The organism is Pseudomonas sp. dw_612, from assembly GCF_018449725.1.
In the GTDB taxonomy this organism is placed as follows: Bacteria; Pseudomonadota; Gammaproteobacteria; order Pseudomonadales; family Pseudomonadaceae; genus Aquipseudomonas.
Window position 1 is genome coordinate 438,356 of the sequence record NZ_JAAVVC010000002.1, and the last position, 20,019, is coordinate 458,374.

Sequence of the window (20,019 nt, forward strand, 5' to 3'; positions counted from 1 at the left end):
CTTTTAGCGGCGGTTAGCCCAACGCTGGCGCAACCACTCCAGATCTTCAGGCCGAGTCACCTTGATGTTGTCGGACCGACCTTCGATCAAGCGTGGCGCCAAACCCGACCACTCCATCGCCGATGCTTCATCGGTAATCACAACATCCGCGACCAGACTATCCGCCAATGCCCGATGCAACGCACCGAGGCGAAACATCTGCGGCGTATAGGCTTGCCAGATCACACTACGATCCACGGTTTCGACGACACGTCCGTGCTTGTCGACCCGCTTAAGGGTGTCCCGCGCAGGCACCGCCAACAACCCGCCAACCGCATCATCCGCCAATTCGCTGAGCAACTTGTCGAGATCATCCCGGCCCAGATTTGGCCGTGCCGCATCGTGCACCAGCACCCAATCCTCATCATCAGCGCCCAACGCATGCAAATGCAGCAACGCATTGAGCACCGACCCGGAACGCTCGGCGCCACCCTCGACCCGTTGAATACGAGGATCGGAGGCACACGCCAGGTTCGGCCAATAAGGATCATCTATCGCAAGACTGACCACCAACCCCTTCAGGGCAGGATGATCAAGGAAACAGCCGAGGCTGTGTTCGAGAATAGTGCGCCCGCCCAGTTGCAAGTATTGCTTGGGACGGTCCGCGGCCATACGGGCACCGACGCCCGCGGCAGGAATCACGGCCCAGAAGGCCGGTAACGACTGGATCATTGAGCCAACTGGTAAAGGGTTTCACCGTCCTTGACCATGCCCAACTCATGACGAGCCCGCTCTTCAACGGTCTCCATGCCCTTTTTCAACTCACTGACTTCGGCGTCCATCACCCGGTTGCGTTCCAGCAACCCTTCGTTCTCGGCGTGTTGATCCGCAATCTGCTGAGTCAGTTCGGCGACTTGCGCCAGACTGCCATTTCCCACCCACAGGCGGTACTGCAGGCCAGCCAGCAGCAGGAGCAAGACGAGGAACAACCAATTGGGACTGCGCATCGAATATCAGGTATCCAGTGAAAAAAGACAGCCATGCCAAAACTATGAAGCTTCTGATAGCACGAAGCCTGGAAGACCCAGGCTTGTGCTCTTAAGGCATCAGATTAGTGGCAAAAACGTCGCTGTCGCGATTTTTCCGACACAATCCGGTGTCTTTTTTACCATGTACTACTTAACCGCGGAACTCGCTGCGGCCGTTGTACTTGGCTTTGCCGTTCAACTGCTCTTCGATACGCAGCAGTTGGTTGTACTTGGAAACGCGATCGGAACGGCACAGGGAGCCGGTCTTGATCTGGCCAGCCGCAGTGCCCACAGCCAGGTCGGCAATGGTCGAATCTTCGGTTTCGCCGGAGCGGTGCGAGATCACGGCGGTGTAACCAGCAGCCTTGGCCATCTGGATGGCTTCCAGGGTTTCGGTCAGGGTGCCGATCTGGTTGAACTTGATCAGGATCGAGTTGGCGATCTTCTTATCGATGCCTTCTTTCAGGATCTTGGTGTTGGTCACGAACAGGTCGTCGCCCACCAGTTGGATTTTCTCGCCGATCTTGTCGGTGAGAACTTTCCAGCCAGCCCAGTCGGACTCGTCCAGGCCATCTTCGATGGAGATGATCGGGTAACGCTCGGTCAGGCCTTTGAGGTAGTCAGCGAAACCTTCGGAGGTGAACACATGGCCTTCGCCGGACAGGTTGTATTTACCGTCTTCGTAGAATTCGCTGGCCGCGCAGTCCAGAGCCAGGGTCACGTCGGTGCCCAGGGTGTAACCGGCGTTGGCTACGGCTTCGGAGATCACTTTCAGAGCGTCTTCGTTGGAGGCCAGGTTCGGTGCGAAACCACCTTCGTCACCCACTGCGGTGCTCAGGCCACGGGCCTTCAGCACAGCTTTGAGGTGGTGGAAAATCTCGGTGCCCATGCGCAGACCTTCCGAGAAAGACTTGGCGCCAACCGGCTGAACCATGAATTCCTGGATGTCGACGTTGTTATCGGCGTGCTCGCCACCGTTGATGATGTTCATCATCGGAACCGGCATCGAGTAAACACCCGGGGTGCCGTTCAGGTTGGCGATGTGAGCGTACAGCGGCAGGTCCTGGTCCTGCGCTGCTGCCTTGGCCGCGGCAAGGGAAACGGCGAGGATCGCGTTGGCGCCCAGGGAGCCTTTGTTTTCAGTACCGTCGAGCTTGATCATCGCGTGATCGAGGGCTTTCTGGTCGCTTGGGTCTTTACCCAACAGCAGGTCGCGAATCGGACCGTTGATGTTGCCTACGGCTTTAAGCACGCCCTTGCCCAGGTAACGGCTCTTGTCGCCATCACGCAGCTCGAGTGCTTCACGCGAGCCAGTGGAAGCACCGGACGGCGCGCAAGCGCTACCGATGATGCCGTTATCGAGAAGCACGTCCGCTTCGACGGTGGGATTGCCACGGGAGTCGAGAACTTCACGACCTTTGATGTCGACGATTTTTGCCATTGTTGTAAACACTCCAAAGTTGACGAAAACGACGCAGCTAGAGGAAATCTTTTACCGTCGGCAAGTGGTGTGCAGCGGGCAGGCTTGCGGACGATAAGGCTCAGGCCCGGGGGCCTGAACATTAAATCGTGCGGTACTTTACCGGAGAAATGAGGTTTACGCGGTTTCTACCGTCGGAAAACTCTTAACCAGTTCGTCCAAAGCTTTGAGCTGGGCCAGGAATGGCTCCAGTTTGTCCAGACGCAAGGCGCAAGGGCCATCACATTTGGCGTTGTCCGGGTCCGGGTGAGCTTCGAGGAACAGGCCCGCCAGCGACTGGCTGATGCCGGCCTTGGCCAGGTCGGTGACCTGGGCGCGGCGACCGCCAGCGGAATCGGAACGACCACCCGGCATTTGCAGCGAGTGGGTCACGTCGAAGAATACCGGGTATTCGAACTGCTTCATGATGCCGAAGCCGAGCATGTCGACGACCAGGTTGTTGTAGCCAAAGCTCGAACCGCGTTCGCAGAGGATCAACTGATCGTTACCCGCTTCCACGCATTTGCTCAGGATGTGTTTCATTTCGTGCGGTGCAAGGAACTGGGCTTTCTTGATGTTGATCACCGCGCCGGTCTTGGCCATCGCGACCACAAGGTCGGTCTGGCGCGACAGGAAGGCCGGCAACTGGATGATGTCGCAGACTTCAGCGACGACCGCGGCCTGTTCAGGCTCGTGGACGTCGGTGATGATCGGCACGCCGAAGGCTTGTTTGATGTCCTGGAAGATCCGCATGCCCTCTTCCAGGCCGGGGCCACGGTAAGAGGTCACGGAAGACCGGTTAGCCTTGTCGAAACTGGCCTTGAACACGTAAGGGATACCGAGTTTCTCGGTGACCTTGACGTACTCTTCGCAGACCTGCATCGCCATGTCGCGGCTTTCCAGCACGTTCATGCCACCGAAAAGCACCATTGGCTTGTCGTTGGCAATCTCGATATCGCCTACACGGATGATCTTCTGCGCCATTGGTTTCACGCCTTCTTCTGGTGTTGAGTCAATGCTGCTTTGACGAAACCGGTGAACAACGGGTGACCGTCGCGCGGGGTAGAGGTGAACTCAGGGTGGAACTGGCAAGCCACGAACCAAGGATGATCCGGAGCTTCAACCACTTCAACCAGCGCGCCGTCACCGGAACGACCGGAGATTTTCAGGCCGGCTTCCATGATTTGCGGCAGCAGGTTGTTGTTCACTTCGTAGCGATGACGATGACGCTCGACGATCACATCTTTTGCGTAGCAATCGTGAACCAGCGAACCCGGTTCCAGCAGGCAATCCTGTGCGCCAAGGCGCATGGTGCCGCCCAGGTCGGACGCTTCGGTACGGGTTTCAACGGCGCCGGTGGCATCTTCCCACTCGGTGATCAGGCCCACGACCGGGTGGCCGCTTGCACGATCGAACTCGGTGGAGTTGGCGTCTTTCCAGCCCAGCACGTTACGAGCGAACTCGATCACGGCCACTTGCATGCCCAGGCAGATGCCCAGGTACGGAACCTTGTTTTCGCGAGCGTATTGAACAGCGGTGATCTTGCCTTCCACGCCACGCAGACCGAAGCCGCCCGGTACGAGGATCGCGTCGACACCTTCGAGCAGCGCGGTGCCCTGGTTTTCGATGTCTTCGGAATCGATGTAGCGCAGGTTGACCTTGGTACGGTTGCTGATGCCGGCGTGACTCATCGCTTCGATCAGCGACTTGTAGGCGTCCAGCAGTTCCATGTACTTGCCGACCATGGCGATGGTGACTTCGTGCTCAGGGTTGAGCTTGGCGTCGACCACGGCTTCCCACTCGGACAGATCAGCGCCGCCACATTGCAGGCCGAAACGCTCGACGACAAAATCATCCAGGCCCTGGGAGTGCAGGATGCCCGGGATCTTGTAGATGGTGTCGGCGTCTTCCAGCGCAATCACCGCACGTTCTTCAACGTTGGTGAACTGGGCGATCTTGCGACGGGACGAGATGTCGATCGGGTGATCGGAGCGGCACACCAGCACGTCAGGTTGCAGGCCGATGGAACGCAGTTCCTTGACCGAGTGCTGGGTTGGCTTGGTTTTGGTTTCGCCGGCGGTGGCGATGTACGGCACCAGCGTCAGGTGCATCAGCATCGCGCGCTTGGCGCCGACTTCGAAACGCAATTGGCGGATCGCTTCGAGGAACGGTTGCGACTCGATGTCACCCACGGTGCCACCGATCTCGACCATCGCCACGTCGGCATCGCCGGCGCCCTTGATGATCCGGCGCTTGATTTCGTCGGTGATGTGCGGGATCACCTGGATGGTGGCGCCCAGGTAATCACCACGGCGCTCTTTGCGCAGGACGTGTTCGTAGACACGGCCGGTGGTGAAGTTGTTGTTCTGGGTCATGGTCGTGCGGATGAACCGCTCGTAGTGGCCCAGGTCCAGGTCGGTCTCGGCGCCGTCGTGGGTGACGAACACTTCACCGTGCTGGAACGGGCTCATGGTGCCCGGATCAACGTTGATGTACGGGTCCAGCTTCAGCATGGTGACCTTAAGTCCCCGCGCCTCCAGGATGGCCGCCAATGAAGCCGAGGCAATGCCTTTCCCCAATGAAGAAACAACACCGCCCGTGACGAATATGTAGCGCGTCATGAAAAACCCTAGAAGTCTGCGTTAAAGCGGTCCGAGCCGCCGGGGAAAGCGAAGGAAGGCCGAAGCCCCCGATCACCTGCATTAATCACAGTGCATCTTTCAAAAAAACCGCCGCGTTGGGACAGACCGGGAGATGAAACACCGGTGCGTTGCTCGCTACACATTTTTTGGAATCGCCCAGCAAAGACTGCTTGGTAATCGGCAACTCCTGCAATTCAGGCGAATCCACAGAAGTTGTATCAAGAAGGGAGCGTAGTCTACCGGAAAGCCCCTTTCAGCTCAAACCTTGATCTTCGGTCGGCGGCTGCCAATGCAAATTCCAGCCGTCCCGCGCGCTGCCATTCAACCCCTGCAACCCCGCCACAGCCAGCAATTGCTCGCCGCGGTAGAGCAGCGGCAATCTGCCACGGGCAAACAACGGTATCCCTCTTTCATTAAGCAAACGCTTCAGGTCACGGTGACCGCGATCGGGCAGATGCATGATCTCGCCTCCTTCACGATAGCGGATATGCAACGGGCCATCGGGAATTTGGCCGATCAACGTGAGCCAGCCGTTATCGAGCAACGACAGCGGTAATGTGGGGTCGGCCCAGCGTCCGGCCTCCGGTGGCGTGCGCAACCAGGCACCGGACAACCACCAGATACGCCCGCTCGCCCGATGCAATTCACCGTCCGCCAGACGCCACACCGGCCGCGCATCACCAGTGGCATCGCGCAAATCTTGCCAACCCGACCAATGGTCGCTGTCCGGCAAACGAGTCCGGTTCGCCAGCCAGCAACTCAAGGCATTGCGTTGACGCGCGGCGGACAGCTTTTCCAGCGATGCCAGCTCCAGAGACGGCAAGCCGAGCCAATCGAAATCACTGCGGCTGCCCGCCTCGAGCAAATCAATTTGCGCCAACTCATCGAGCAACCCCTGGGCTTCGCGCAAATGCCCGGCGCTGCGGGCCATGGTCGTCTGCGCTTGCGGCCAGCGCTCGGTCAGCACCGGGAACACCTGATGCCGCAGGTAATTGCGCGAGAACTGTCGATCCTCATTCGAGGGATCTTCGATCCAGCTCAATTGATGCGCGACGGCATAGGCCTCAAGTTCCTCGCGGGTGACGTCCAGCAACGGCCGAAGCAGATGCCCCCGACCCAACGCACGCTCACTCGGCATCCCCGACAATCCACGCACCCCGGCCCCGCGCAACAGTCGAAACAGCAGGGTTTCAGCCTGATCGTCACGGTGCTGCGCGGTCAGCAGCACTTCATTAGTTTCAGTCGCCGCAATGAAGGCGCCATAACGCGCGTCCCGGGCGGCACGCTCAAGGCTGGCGCCCGGCTGGACCTGAACGCGGACAACCTCCAGCGGCACACCCAGCGCATCACAGACTGACTGACAGTGCGCCGGCCACACATCGGCCGCAGCCTGAAGGCCATGGTGAACATGGAAAGCGCTGAGTGTCGGCAGGGATTGGGTTTTGGCGAGGTGTGCGAGAAGGTGCAGCAGGACGGTGGAGTCGAGGCCGCCCGAGAAGGCGATGCGCCAGGTGGCGGCGGTGCGCCAGAGTTTCAGGTTCAGCAGAAGCCTGGTTGGCAGATCAATCATGGACGGGCTCATATCGATCACTTCACACAAAACAAATGTGGGAGCGGGCTTGCTCGCGAAGGCTGTTTAACACTCAACGCATGAGTTGAATGTTATACCGCTTTCGCGAGCAAGCCCGCTCCCACATTGAAGCCGAGGTCAGATCAGAGACCGTAGCTCATCAGTCGATCGTAACGACGCTTGAGCAGCGCTTCGTTGTCGAACTTCTTCAGCATCGCCAGTTGCGAGCTCAGCTCGGCACGGATCGAAGCAGCGGCAGCCGCCGGATCGCGATGAGCGCCGCCCAATGGCTCGCCGATCACTTTGTCGACGATGCCCAGACCTTTCAGGCGCTCGGCGGTGATGCCCATGGCTTCAGCGGCATCCGGTGCTTTCTCGGCGGTTTTCCACAGGATCGACGCGCAACCTTCCGGCGAAATCACCGCGTAGGTCGAGTACTGCAGCATGTTCAACTGATCGCAGACACCGATGGCCAACGCACCACCGGAACCACCTTCACCGATTACGGTGGCGATGATCGGGGTTTTCAGGCGGGCCATGACACGCAGGTTCCAGGCAATCGCTTCGCTCTGGTTGCGCTCTTCGGCGTCGATGCCTGGGTAAGCACCCGGGGTGTCGATGAAGGTCAGGATCGGCATTTTGAAACGTTCGGCCATTTCCATCAGACGGCAGGCCTTGCGGTAGCCTTCCGGACGCGGCATGCCGAAGTTGCGGCGAACCTTCTCGCGCACTTCACGGCCTTTCTGGTGCCCGATGATCATCACTGGCTCATCGTCCAGACGGGCAATGCCGCCAACGATGGCAGCGTCGTCGGAGAAGTGACGGTCGCCATGCAGTTCGTCGAACTCGGTGAAGATGTGCTCGATGTAGTCCAGGGTGTATGGACGTTTCGGGTGACGCGCCAGACGCGCGATCTGCCAGCTGGTCAGCTTGCCGAAGATGTCTTCGGTCAGCGTGCTGCTTTTGTCCTGCAGGCGGGAGATCTCATCGCCGATATTCAGCGAATTGTCATTACCGACCAAGCGCAACTCTTCGATCTTGGCTTGCAGGTCGGCGATCGGCTGTTCGAAATCTAGAAAATTCGGGTTCATAGGCGTCCGTCTTGGGTCGACATCCAAGAGAGCTTGGGCCGGCCGGTTGTCTATTCGCGCCCTACCTTAAGGGAGAGGCGCGTTCAGGTCGAGATTAAAAATTCAGGTCGAGATCAGGCCCTGAGAATAGAGCCTGACCGTCAACGGTATTGGAGGAAGACGTTGTCTCGCCCGAACTGGTCACGCAGGGCTTGAATCAAGGCATCCGCCGGGTCGATCCGCCAGGTCTCGCCGAACTGCAACAAGGCCTTCGCATCAGGGCTGGTGTACTCCATGGTGATCGGGCATGCGCCGCGGTGACGCTTGAACAGCTCACCGAGCCAGCGTAGCTGATCGCCTTTCAGATCCTGCGTGTGCAGCTTCAGGCGCAGGCTTTCGGCCAGGTTGGTGCGCGCATCTTCCATGCTCATCACCCGCTTGACCCGCAAGCGCAAGCCACCGGAGAAGTCGTCGTTGCTGACTTCGCCTTCGACCACCACCATCGCGTCGGTCTGCAACAGCGACTGCGCAGAGTGAAACGCCTCGGCAAACAGCGACGCTTCGATCCGGCCCGAGCGGTCGTCGAGGGTGATGAAACCCATCTTGTCGCCCTTTTTGTTCTTCATCACCCGCAACGCGATGATCATGCCTGCGACCGTCTGCGTATCCCGCGCTGGTTTCAGGTCGATGATGCGTTGACGGGCGAAGCGGCGGATCTCGCCTTCGTACTCGTCGATCGGGTGACCGGTCAGGTACAGGCCCAAGGTGTCTTTCTCGCCTTTCAGCCGTTCCTTGAGGGTCAGTTCCTTGGCCTTGCGGTGATTGGCGTAGACATCGGCGTCTTCTTCGACGAACAGGCCGCCAAAAAGATCAACGTGACCGCTGTCTTTGGTACGCAGGGTCTGTTCGGCGGCTTTGATCGCCCCTTCCATGGCGTTCAGCAGGACCGCACGATTGCGGTCAATGTTGGCCTGATAGGCTTTCTGCTCGTCATGGAAGTACGGACCGAGACGGTCCAGCGCGCCGCTGCGGATCAAGCCGTCCAGGGTGCGTTTGTTGATACGCTTGAGGTCGACACGGGCGCAGAAGTCGAACAGATCCTTGAACGGACCGGCCTGACGCGCCTCAGTGATGGCTTCCACCGGACCTTCGCCCACACCTTTGATCGCGCCGAGGCCGTAGATAATCCGGCCTTCGTCATTCACCGTGAACTTGAACTCCGAGGTATTCACATCCGGCGCGTCGAGACGCAGCTTCATGGTGCGAATTTCTTCGATCAAGGTCACGACCTTGTCGGTGTTGTGCATATCCGCCGACAGTACCGCGGCCATGAACGGCGCCGGGTAGTGGGTTTTCAGCCATGCGGTCTGGTAGGACACCAGACCGTAAGCGGCGGAGTGAGACTTGTTGAAGCCGTAACCGGCGAATTTCTCTACCAGGTCGAAAATGTTACCGGCGAGGTCGGCGTCGATATTGTTGGTGGCGCAACCTTCAATGAAACCGCCGCGCTGCTTGGCCATTTCTTCGGGTTTTTTCTTACCCATCGCCCGACGCAGCATGTCCGCACCGCCGAGGGTGTAACCGGCCATGACCTGGGCAATCTGCATCACCTGTTCCTGATACAGGATGATGCCGTAAGTCGGCGCCAATACGGGCTTGAGGCCTTCGTACTGGTAGTCCGAGTGCGGGTACGCCAGTTCGGCGCGACCGTGCTTACGGTTGATGAAGTCGTCCACCATGCCCGATTGCAATGGGCCCGGACGGAACAGGGCCACCAGTGCGATCAAGTCTTCCAGGCAGTCGGGTTTGAGCTTTTTGATCAGCTCCTTCATACCCCGGGACTCGAGCTGGAACACCGCGGTGGTTTCAGCTTTTTGTAGCAGCGTGTAAGTCGGTTTGTCGTCCAGCGGGATAAACGCGATGTCCAGCGGCGGCTGATCGACCTTGGCGCGATCACGGTTGATGGTTTTCAGCGCCCAGTCGATGACCGTCAGGGTTCGCAGACCGAGGAAGTCGAACTTCACCAGGCCGGCGGCCTCAACGTCGTCCTTGTCGAACTGGGTTACCAGGCCATCACCGGCCTCGTCGCAATAGATCGGCGAGAAGTCAGTCAACTTGGTCGGGGCAATAACTACACCACCAGCGTGCTTACCGACGTTCCGCACAACGCCTTCCAGCTTGCGCGCCATTTCCCAGATTTCGGCAGCTTCTTCATCGACCTTGATAAAGTCGCGCAGGATTTCTTCCTGCTCGTAGGCTTTTTCCAGGGTCATGCCGACTTCGAACGGGATCATCTTCGACAGACGATCCGCCAAACCGTAGGACTTGCCCTGCACCCGCGCCACGTCGCGGACCACAGCCTTTGCGGCCATGGAACCGAAGGTGATGATCTGGCTTACCGCGTTGCGACCGTATTTTTCGGCCACGTATTCAATTACCCGGTCGCGCCCGTCCATGCAGAAGTCGACGTCGAAATCGGGCATCGATACCCGTTCCGGGTTAAGGAACCGTTCGAACAGCAGGTCATATTCCAGCGGATCGAGGTCGGTGATCTTCTGCACGTAGGCCACCAGCGACCCGGCACCCGACCCCCGGCCCGGACCTACCGGCACGCCGTTGCTTTTGGCCCACTGGATAAAGTCCATAACGATCAGGAAGTAGCCGGGGAAACCCATCTGGATAATGATATCCAGCTCGAAATTCAGCCGGTCGACGTAAACCTGGCGCTTGGCTTCGTAGTCTTCGGTGGTGTCCTTGGGCAGCAGGACGCTGAGGCGATCTTCCAGGCCATCGAAGGACACCTTGCGGAAATACTCGTCGATGGTCATGCCATCGGGGATCGGGAAGTTGGGCAGAAAGTGCTTGCCCAGCTTCACTTCGATATTGCAGCGCTTGGCAATCTCGACGGTGTTTTCCAGCGCCTCGGGAATGTCGCTGAACAGCTCGGCCATTTCCTCGGCGCTTTTGAGGTATTGCTGATCGCTGTAGTTTTTCGAACGCCGCGGATCGTCGAGGGCGCGACCCTCACCGATGCAAACGCGGGTTTCGTGGGCTTCGAAGTCTTCCTGCTTGATGAAGCGCACGTCGTTGGTGGCCACCAGCGGCGCGCCGATCTTCTCGGCCAGGGCCACGGCGCCGTGCAATTGCTCTTCGTCATTGGGACGGTTGGTGCGCTGGATTTCCAGATAGAAGCGATCAGGGAACACCGCCATCCACTCGCGCGCCAGGGTTTCCGCTTCCGCCGGGTTGCCGCCGAGCATGGCCAGGCCAATCTCGCCCTCTTTCGCCGCCGACAGCATGATCAAGCCTTCGCTGGCTTCGGCCACCCACTCGCGCTCGATGATGATCGAGCCATTACGCTGACCGTCGATAAAGCCGCGGGAGATCAGTTCGGTGAGGTTGCGATAACCCACGGCGTTCATCGCCAGCAGGCTGATCCGGCTCAACGGGTTGTCCGGATCTTTGTTCGACAGCCACAGGTCGGCGCCGCAGATCGGCTTGATGCCGGCGCCCATGGACGCTTTATAGAATTTGACCAGGGAACACATGTTGTTCTGGTCAGTGACCGCCACGGCAGGCATGTTCATGCCGACCAGGGTCTTGACCAGCGGTTTGATCCGCACCAGACCGTCGACCAGGGAATATTCAGTGTGCAGGCGTAGGTGAACGAATGAAGCCGGCATAGTGATCCTGTCTGTAAACGTGAAGACAACAAGGCCCGGATTGTACCGGGCCTTGAAAAAAACATCAGCCTTGCGACTAACTCTCGATCAGGTTTTCCCGCGCCTCGTAGGCCAGGCGCACCGGGGCGAACGAGCGGCGGTGAATCGGCGTTGGCCCCAAGCGGGCCAGGGCTTCCAGATGAACGGGGGTCGGGTAGCCTTTGTGGCCGCCGATGCCGTAACCCGGGTAGATCAATTCGAAAGCAGCCATTTCACGGTCGCGACTGACCTTGGCCAGAATCGAGGCGGCAGCGATGGCCGGCACCTTGCCGTCGCCCTGCACCACCGCTTCGGCGCGCATGGACAGTTTCGGGCAGCGGTTGCCGTCGATCATCGCCAGTTTCGGCTGAATGTGCAGGCCCTCGATGGCGCGCTGCATGGCCAGCATGGTGGCATGCAGAATATTCAGCTCGTCGATTTCTTCGACTTCGGCCCGGGCGATGTGCCAGCTCAGGGCCTTCTCGCAGATTTCGTCGTAGAGCTTTTCGCGGCGGGCTTCGGTGAGCTTCTTCGAATCGTTCAGGCCCAGGATCGGCCGATTCGGATCGAGAATCACCGCAGCCGTGACCACGGCGCCGCAGAGCGGGCCGCGACCGACTTCATCGACGCCGGCAACCAAGTCTTCCACTTCAGCGACCAAGGTGAAATCCAGCCCCATTTGCATGCTTGTCTTACTCATTGTACTTGGCCGATCAGTTTCAGCACGGCGTCCGCCGCCTGGTTGGAGGCATCCAGACGCAAGGTCCGGTGGATTTCATCGAAGCCGCGGGTCTGTTCTTCACCGCCCTCGATCAGCGGCGACAAGGTTTGGGCCAGGGCCTCAACCGTCGCATCGTCTTGCAGCAACTCGGGCACCAGCAGGCGCTGGGCCAGCAGGTTGGGCAGCGAGACGTAAGGGCTTTTCACCATGCGTTTGAGGATCCAGAACGTCAGCGGCGCCAGTCGATAAGCAACCACCATCGGCCGCTTGTACAACAACGCTTCAAGCGTAGCGGTTCCGGAGGCGATCAACACGGCGTCGCAGGCCGCAAGGGCCAAATGGGATTTGCCATCGAGCAACGTCAGCGGCAGATCGCGGCCGGCCAGCAACTCTTCGAGTTGGGCGCGGCGTTCGGGGCTGGCACAGGGCATGACAAATCGCACGCCGGGGCGCAGGGCCCGTAAACGCTGGGCGGTATCGAGGAACAACGCGCCGAGACGCCCTACTTCGCCGCCACGGCTGCCCGGCATCAGCGCCACCAGCGGGCCGTCAGGCAAACCGAGTTCGGCCCGCGCCGCAGCGCGATCGGCTTGCAACGGAATCGCATCGGCCAAGGAGTGCCCGACGAACCGAACCGGTACGCCTTTCTCTTCGTAGAATTTTGCTTCGAACGGGAACAGCGTCAGCATCAGGTCGCAGCCTTCACGAATCTTCAGCACGCGCTTCTGTCGCCAGGCCCAGACCGACGGGCTGACGTAATGCACGGTCTTGATCCCGGCCTGACGCAGCTTGAGTTCGATATTGAGGTTGAAGTCCGGGGCATCGATGCCGATGAACGCGTCGGGCTTCTCGGCGATCAGGTCGGCGATCAGCTTCTTGCGCCGGGCCATCAACTCTCGCAATCGACCCAGCACTTCCACCAGCCCCATGACCGAAAGTCGTTCCATCGGGAAGTAGGAGGTCAGGCCTTCGGCCTGCATCAACGGACCGCCAACGCCAATAAATTCGATCGTCGGATGTTGTGCCTTGAGCGCACGCATCAAACCGGCGCCCAGAATGTCACCGGAAGCCTCACCCGCTACCAGCGCGATACGCAGATTAGCCATGATTAACGGGTGATGCCGCGAGTCGAAGACTGGATGGAATCACGGAATACCGCGACTTCCGGGAACTGTACCGACGGTTCGACCAGTTCGGCGAGCGCCTGCTCGACCGTCAGGCCCTGGCGATAAACCACCTTGTAGGCGCGACGCAGGGCGTGGATCGCGTCTTCGCTGAAACCGCGACGGCGCATGCCTTCGAAGTTCATGCTGCGGGCCTCGGCGGGGTTGCCGAATACCGTGACGTATGCCGGAACGTCCTTGCCGATGGCGGTCCCCATGCCGGAAAAGCTGTGGGCGCCGATGTGGCAATACTGGTGAACCAGGGTGAAGCCGGACAGGATCGCCCAATCTTCAACGTGCACATGGCCGGCCAACGCGGTGTTGTTGACCAGAATGCAGTGGTTGCCAATAACGCTGTCATGCCCGATGTGGGCATAGGCCATGATCAGGTTGTGATCGCCCAGGGTGGTTTCCGAACGGTCCTGCACGGTGCCACGGTGAATCGTTACGCCTTCACGGATGACGTTGTGGTCACCGATGACCAGGCGGGTTTCTTCGCCCTTGTATTTCAGGTCGGGCGTGTCCTCACCTACCGAGGAAAACTGGTAGATGCGGTTGTGCTTACCGATTCGGGTCGGGCCTTTGAGAATCACATGCGGCCCGATCACTGTTCCCTCGCCGATTTCCACACCTGCGCCGACGATCGACCAAGGGCCGACCTCGACGTCGTCAGCCAGAATGGCCGACGGATCGATGATTGCGCGAGGGTCAATCAAACTCATAGTTTGCGTTCCGCGCAGATGATTTCAGCGGAGCAGACTGGCTTGCCGTCAACGGAAGCCTGGCACTCGAACTTCCATATCTGACGCTTGCAGCTGATGAAGCGGGCTTCGAGGATCAACTGATCGCCTGGGGTGACTGGCTGGCGAAAACGCAGCTTGTCGGAGCCGACGAAGTAGTAGAGCGTGCCATCGGCAGGCTTCACATCGAGCATTTTGAAGCCAAGGATGCCGGCAGCCTGAGCCATCGCTTCGATGATCAATACGCCCGGCATGATTGGATGCGCGGGGAAGTGACCATTGAAGAACGGTTCGTTGATGCTGACATTCTTGTAGGCGCGAATGCGCTTGCCTTCCACATCCAGATCCACGACCCGGTCCACCAGCAGGAACGGGTAACGGTGAGGCAGGTATTCGCGAATCTCGTTGATGTCCATCATTTCGGGGGGAAGCCTATGTAAAGATTGGGAGCGCGCGACTGAAGCGCACCCCTCTAGCAAATCAAGGAGGCAGTCTAGCGGCTGTGCACACTTGATATGGAAATGGTATCAGCCATCTGATGAAGCATTACCGCCAGGGGTCACTTCCCCTACTCGCTTTTCCAGTTGTCGCAGACGCCGCGCGATGTCATCGAGCTGACGGATGCGTGCCGCGCTTTTGCGCCACTCGGCAGCCGGTTGCATGGCTGTTCCGGATGAATAGGAACCCGGCTCGGTAATCGAGTGGGTCACCATGGTCATGCCGGTCAGGAAAACGTTGTCGCAAATCTCGATATGCCCCACCAGCCCTACACCGCCGGCGAGCATGCAATGCTTGCCGATCTTGGTGCTGCCGGAAATCCCCACGCACGCTGCCATGGCGGTGTGATCACCAACCTGGACGTTATGGGCGATCTGAATCTGATTGTCGAGCTTCACACCATTGCCGAGGATGGTATCGGCCAGCGCCCCACGGTCGATGGCGGTATTCACGCCAATCTCCACATCGTCACCGACCAGAACGCCACCAATCTGGGCGATCTTCTGCCAGACACCTTTCTCGTTGGCAAAACCGAAGCCTTCACCACCGAGTACGGCACCCGACTGAATCACGACTCGTTTACCAATACGTACATCGTGGTACAGCGTGACCCGCGGAGCCAGCCAACCGCCCTCGCCAATCTCACAGCGCGCACCGATGAAGCAATGAGCCCCCACGGTTACACCCGCAGCGATACGCGCTGCGCTTTCGATCACCACAAAGGCACCAATGCTTGCCGCTGGATCGACCACCGCGTCCGCCGCAATCACCGCTGTCGGATGAATACCCGCAGCCGCTTTTGGCTTGGGGTCGAACAGATGGGAAACACGGGCGTAAGCCAGGTACGGATCCGGCACGACCAGCGCATTACCGGCAAAACCTTCAGCGTCAGCGGCCTTCAGCAACAAGGCTGCGGCTTTGCTGTCCGGCAGGTATTTACGGTATTGAGGGTTTGCCAGAAAGCTCAACTGAGCTGGGCCAGCCTCTTGCAAAGTGGCTAGCCCAGTAATTTCTTTCTCCGGGTCGCCACGTAGGGTGGCGCCGAGGAACTCGGCCAATTGGCCGAGCTTTATAGTCGCTGTCATGGATTACTTCAGCTGATTCATGCGCTCGATAACCTGGCGAGTGATGTCGTACTGAGGTTTGACATCAATCACTGCGCCACGCTCGAAGACCAGGTCAAAAGCACCTTTCTTGATGACTTCTTCCACAGCGCTGTCCAGTTTCGGCTTGAGCTGCTTCAGCATTTCACGGTCAGCAACGGCTTTGGCTTCGTTCAATTCCTTGGACTGGAACTGGAAGTCACGCGCCTTTTGCTTGAATTCAAGCTCCAGACGTTCGCGTTCGCCTTGCTGCATCTTGTCGCCACCGGCTACCAGACGGTCCTGGATACCTTTGGCACTGCTTTCCAGGGTTTTCAGCTTGGTCAGTTGCGGACCGAACTTCTTCTCGGCATCCACGGCGTACTTCTTGGCCGCGTCGGATTCCAGCAGAGCCATCTGATAGTTCAGGACGGCGATTTTCATGTCGGCAAAAGCCGGACCTGCTACCAGTACGGTCGCCAGGAGAACCAATTGAGTCAACTTACGCACGATGCACTCCTACAAAATCCATTGTCGTTATCTTGGGTCAGACACTTAGAACGTCTGGCCGAGGGAGAATTGGAACACTTGAGTCTCAGCGTCATCCGGTTTCTTGATCGGCATGGCCAACGCGAAGCTCAGAGGACCCAGTGCGGTGACCCAGGTCACGCCGACACCGACGGAACTGGCCATGTTGCTCAGGCTGATGTCGTTGCACTGCGTACTGGCTTTCGAACCATCGGCGTTCGTTGGCGATTTGCACTGCGAGTCGAACACGTTACCCACGTCCCAGAATACCGAAGTACGCAGGGAACGCTGATCTTTGACGAACGGCAGAGGGAACAGGACTTCCACACCACCCTGAATCAGGACGTTGCCACCGAACGGCAGTGGATCCTGGTCCGGATCGACTGCAGTGCCCGGGTTCTTGCCGGTACTTGGTGTACTGCGAGGACCCAGGGTGCTGTCCTTGAAGCCACGTACCGAGTTGAAACCACCAGCATAGTAGTTTTCATAGAACGGCAAGCCGTCGGTCGAACCATAACCATCGCCATAACCCAGCTCGGTGTGCAGGCGCATGGTGTAGTTTTCGCTCAGTGGCTGGAACAACTGGCCACGGTAGTCGAGCTTGAAGAACGACAGGTCGCTGCCCGGTGTCGTGGTTTCCAGCGTCAAACTTTGGGAATGACCGCGGGTTGCCAGCACACCTTTGTTCAAGGTCGACTCGGACCAACCGGCCGATGCCTTGAAGTTCAGGTAGTTGTCGCCTTCCTTGTTAACGAAGTCAAAAATCTCGTCAACGGTGTATACGCCCGTCTTGATCTTGTCTTGTTGCGCAGTCAGGCCGAAGGTCAGACGCGACGTTTCGCTGATCGGGTAACCGACGCTTACGCCAGCACCGAGGCTGTCTACTGCGTAGCTTGCAACATCGACGTCGAGATCTTTGTAGTCAGTGGTGCGATAGAAAGCGTTGTAACCCAGGCTCACACCGTCAGCAGTCCAGTACGGGTCGACATAACCGAAGTTATAACGGCTCTGGTATTCGCTTCGGGTCAGACCGATGCTGACTTTGTTACCGGTACCCAGGAAGTTGTTCTGGGTGATCGAACCACCGAGGATCAGACCGGCACTCTGGGCGAAACCGACACTGGCGGTAATCGAACCGGAAGCCTGTTCTTCAACGCTGTAGTTCACGTCAACCTGGTCGTCCACACCCGGTACGGCCGGGGTTTCAACGTTCACTTCCTTGAAGAAGCCCAGACGCTCAAGACGGGTCTTGGATTGGTCGATCAGGTAGGTCGAAGCCCAGCCACCTTCCATCTGACGCATTTCACGACGCAGCACTTCGTCTTCGGACTTGGTGTTGCCGCGGAAATTGATACGGTTCACGTAAGCACGCTTGCCTGGATCAACGGCGAACGTGATATCCACGGTGTGGTCGTCATCGTGAGGCTGAGGCACGCCGTTGACGTTGGCGAAGGTGTAACCCTCGTTACCGAGACGACGGGTGATCAGTTCGGAAGTCGTGGTCATCAGCTTGCGCGAGAACACCTGGCCCTTCTGGACCAGCAGCAGGGACTTGACCTGGTCTTCAGGTACTTTCAGGTCGCCGCTGAGCTTCACGTCACGAACGGTGTACTTCTCGCCTTCGTTGACGTTGACCGTGATGTAGACGTGCTTCTTGTCCGGGGTGATGGACACCTGGGTCGAAGCGATATCCATGTTGATATAGCCGCGGTCCAGGTAGTAGGAGCGCAGACGCTCCAGGTCACCGGAGAGTTTCTCACGAGCGTACTTGTCATCGTTCTTGAAGAACGACAGCCAGTTGGTGGTCTTGAGTTCGAACAGGTCGATCAGGTCGTCATCGGCGAAGACCGTGTTACCCACCACGTTGATGTGCTGGATAGCAGCGACGGTGCCTTCATTGATGTTGACCTTCAACGCAACGCGGTTACGCGGCTGCGGCACCACTTCGGTATCGACGGTCGCCGAGTAACGGCCCTGAGCGACATACTGGCGCTGCAGCTCGTTACGCACACCTTCGAGGGTGGCGCGCTGGAAGATCTCGCCTTCGGACAGGCCGGATTGCTTGAGGCCCTTCATCAGGTCTTCAGTGGAGATGGCCTTGTTACCCTCGATCTCGATACTGGCGACCGACGGACGCTCGACTACCGTGATAACGAGGACATTGCCTTCGCGACCCAGCTGGATATCTTGAAAGAACCCGGTTTTGAACAACGCACGAGTGGATTCCACCAGGCGACGATCATCCGCCTGTTCACCGACGTTCAACGGCAAGGCACCAAAGACACTACCCGCGGAGACCCGCTGGAGGCCATTGACGCGAATATCAGAGATAGTGAAGGACTCGGCGTGAACTTCGGCGATCATCAATACGGTGAGAACCGCAGTTAGCAGCAGACGTTTCATGAAGTCCTTTCTTATTCCAACTGGCAATAAACAAACTGCCGCAAAATGCGGCAGATTCGCAATTCAGCGAAGCGTTACAGTCGACCCAGATCATTGACCAGAGCAAGCAACATCACCCCGACCACCAAACTGATACCGATCTGTATCCCCCAACCCTGCACCCGATCCGACAAGGGGCGACCACGCACCCACTCGATCAGATAAAACAACAAATGCCCCCCATCCAGTACAGGAATGGGCAACAAATTCAGAACACCCAAGCTAATACTCAGATAAGCAAGGAAATTCAGGAAATCAGCGACACCCGACTGGGCAGAAGCGCCCGCCACTTTAGCAATGGTTATCGGTCCACTCAAGTTTTTTACCGAGAGCTCGCCGAACAACATTTTCTTGAGCGAATCAAGGGTCAGTACACTCATGGTCCAGGTGCGTCGGGCACCCTCCCCAATCGCGGCCACTGGACCGTAACTGACCTCGCGAATCATCTCTGGTGGCCAGTCGACTGCTTTCACTCCGGCACCCAGGTAACCCGTTGGAGCTTTGCTGCCACCACGAGCCGCCAGCGTCACAGGGACGTCGATTTGAGCACCATCGCGCTCGACGCGCAGCATGATTTTGGTATCCGGATGAATACGTACGGTATCGACGACTTGCTGCCAGTCATCCAGCGCCTTGCCGTCAAGGGCCAACAACCGATCACCGGTTTTCAGGCCCGCGGCTTGCGCCGGCCCTTTCGAATCGAGTTCCGCCAGGATCGGCGGCAATGCAGGACGCCACGGGCGAATACCCAGCGAGCGAATCGGGTCCGGTTCATCGGCACCCTTGAGCCAATGATCCAGCGCCAGCTCACGAGGCGACTCAGCCGTAGAGCCCTGTTCGCGCACCAGCAACTGCAAAGTACCGCTCTCGCCCAGGCGACGGACCAGTTGCAGGTTGACGGCCGCCCATCCGGAAGTCGGCTCGCCATCGATGGCAACGATTTCCTGATTCGCGCTCAAACCGGCCTTGGCCGCGATGCTGCCTGACTCGACGGCACCGATGACCGGACGCACCTGTTCGCTGCCGAGCATGGCCAGCACCCAGAAAAACACCATGGCCAGCAGAAAGTTGGCGATCGGGCCGGCGGCAACGATGGCAATACGCTGGCGAACTGACTTGCGGTTGAAAGATTGATCGATCTGGTCGGCCGGCACTTCGCCTTCGCGCTCGTCGAGCATCTTCACGTAGCCGCCCAGCGGAATCGCGGCCAGCACGAACTCGGTGCCCTGCTTGTCGTGCCAGCGCAGCAACGGCATGCCAAAGCCTACGGAGAAACGCAGCACTTTGACCCCACAGCGACGTGCGACCCAGAAGTGGCCGAATTCGTGGAAGGTGACCAGCACGCCCAGGGCTACCAGGGTGCCGACAATCATATAGAGCGCGCTCATCTACTTTC

Annotated in this window: 16 protein-coding genes; all 16 read right to left on the reverse strand. The window is 58.7% G+C overall.

Translation table 11 applies throughout. The annotated features are described in order from the left end of the window. Positions 1 to 3: 3 nt before the first annotated feature. A complete protein-coding gene (ispD, locus tag HB680_RS05240; RefSeq protein WP_213937532.1) occupies positions 4 to 711 on the reverse strand; it encodes a 2-C-methyl-D-erythritol 4-phosphate cytidylyltransferase in 708 nt (235 codons plus the stop codon). Next, positions 708 to 986, reverse strand: a complete 279-nt coding sequence (gene ftsB, locus HB680_RS05245; protein ID WP_008028992.1) for a cell division protein FtsB — start codon at positions 984 to 986, stop codon at positions 708 to 710. The genes ispD and ftsB overlap by 4 nt, the downstream gene beginning before the upstream one ends. A 172-nt stretch (positions 987 to 1,158) precedes the next feature. Beyond that, positions 1,159 to 2,448, reverse strand: a complete 1,290-nt coding sequence (gene eno, locus HB680_RS05250; RefSeq protein WP_213937533.1) for a phosphopyruvate hydratase — start codon at positions 2,446 to 2,448, stop codon at positions 1,159 to 1,161. Between the two features lie 156 nt (positions 2,449 to 2,604). Continuing rightward, positions 2,605 to 3,450 (reverse strand): 3-deoxy-8-phosphooctulonate synthase, encoded by an 846-nt coding sequence (gene kdsA / locus HB680_RS05255; RefSeq protein WP_054047163.1) that lies wholly within the window; start codon positions 3,448 to 3,450, stop codon positions 2,605 to 2,607. 5 nt (positions 3,451 to 3,455) lie between these two features. Then, a complete protein-coding gene (locus HB680_RS05260) occupies positions 3,456 to 5,087 on the reverse strand; it encodes a CTP synthase (RefSeq protein ID WP_092272412.1) in 1,632 nt (543 codons plus the stop codon). Between the two features lie 274 nt (positions 5,088 to 5,361). Then, positions 5,362 to 6,690 carry a tRNA lysidine(34) synthetase TilS gene (gene tilS, locus HB680_RS05265; protein WP_213937534.1) on the reverse strand — a complete coding sequence of 443 codons (1,329 nt, stop codon included), beginning with the start codon at positions 6,688 to 6,690 and terminating at the stop codon, positions 5,362 to 5,364. A gap of 131 nt (positions 6,691 to 6,821) precedes the next feature. Next, positions 6,822 to 7,769, reverse strand: a complete 948-nt coding sequence (locus HB680_RS05270) for an acetyl-CoA carboxylase carboxyltransferase subunit alpha (protein WP_213937535.1) — start codon at positions 7,767 to 7,769, stop codon at positions 6,822 to 6,824. Between the two features lie 140 nt (positions 7,770 to 7,909). Next, on the reverse strand, positions 7,910 to 11,431 hold the full coding sequence (gene dnaE, locus HB680_RS05275; protein ID WP_213937536.1) for a DNA polymerase III subunit alpha: 3,522 nt from the start codon (positions 11,429 to 11,431) through the stop codon (positions 7,910 to 7,912). A gap of 76 nt (positions 11,432 to 11,507) precedes the next feature. Next, positions 11,508 to 12,134, reverse strand: coding sequence for a ribonuclease HII (gene rnhB, locus HB680_RS05280; protein WP_054047172.1), 627 nt, complete (start codon positions 12,132 to 12,134; stop codon positions 11,508 to 11,510). Between the two features lie 11 nt (positions 12,135 to 12,145). After that, on the reverse strand, positions 12,146 to 13,276 hold the full coding sequence (gene lpxB / locus HB680_RS05285; protein ID WP_213937537.1) for a lipid-A-disaccharide synthase: 1,131 nt from the start codon (positions 13,274 to 13,276) through the stop codon (positions 12,146 to 12,148). Positions 13,277 to 13,278: 2 nt separating this feature from the next. Continuing rightward, positions 13,279 to 14,055, reverse strand: a complete 777-nt coding sequence (gene lpxA, locus HB680_RS05290) for an acyl-ACP--UDP-N-acetylglucosamine O-acyltransferase (RefSeq protein ID WP_213937538.1) — start codon at positions 14,053 to 14,055, stop codon at positions 13,279 to 13,281. Continuing rightward, complete coding sequence (gene fabZ / locus HB680_RS05295) at positions 14,052 to 14,492, reverse strand: 3-hydroxyacyl-ACP dehydratase FabZ (RefSeq protein ID WP_008154051.1); 441 nt, start codon at positions 14,490 to 14,492, stop codon at positions 14,052 to 14,054. The genes lpxA and fabZ overlap by 4 nt, the downstream gene beginning before the upstream one ends. Positions 14,493 to 14,600: 108 nt before the next feature. Beyond that, positions 14,601 to 15,656, reverse strand: coding sequence for a UDP-3-O-(3-hydroxymyristoyl)glucosamine N-acyltransferase (gene lpxD, locus HB680_RS05300; protein ID WP_213937539.1), 1,056 nt, complete (start codon positions 15,654 to 15,656; stop codon positions 14,601 to 14,603). A gap of 3 nt (positions 15,657 to 15,659) precedes the next feature. Then, positions 15,660 to 16,163, reverse strand: coding sequence for an OmpH family outer membrane protein (locus tag HB680_RS05305; protein ID WP_054047181.1), 504 nt, complete (start codon positions 16,161 to 16,163; stop codon positions 15,660 to 15,662). 45 nt (positions 16,164 to 16,208) lie between these two features. Beyond that, positions 16,209 to 18,584, reverse strand: a complete 2,376-nt coding sequence (gene bamA / locus HB680_RS05310) for an outer membrane protein assembly factor BamA (RefSeq protein ID WP_213937540.1) — start codon at positions 18,582 to 18,584, stop codon at positions 16,209 to 16,211. A 74-nt stretch (positions 18,585 to 18,658) separates the two neighbouring features. Further along, the gene (rseP, locus tag HB680_RS05315; RefSeq protein ID WP_213937541.1) at positions 18,659 to 20,011 is read right to left on the reverse strand and encodes a sigma E protease regulator RseP; all 1,353 of its coding nucleotides are present in this window, start codon (positions 20,009 to 20,011) and stop codon (positions 18,659 to 18,661) included. Positions 20,012 to 20,019: the final 8 nt, after the last annotated feature.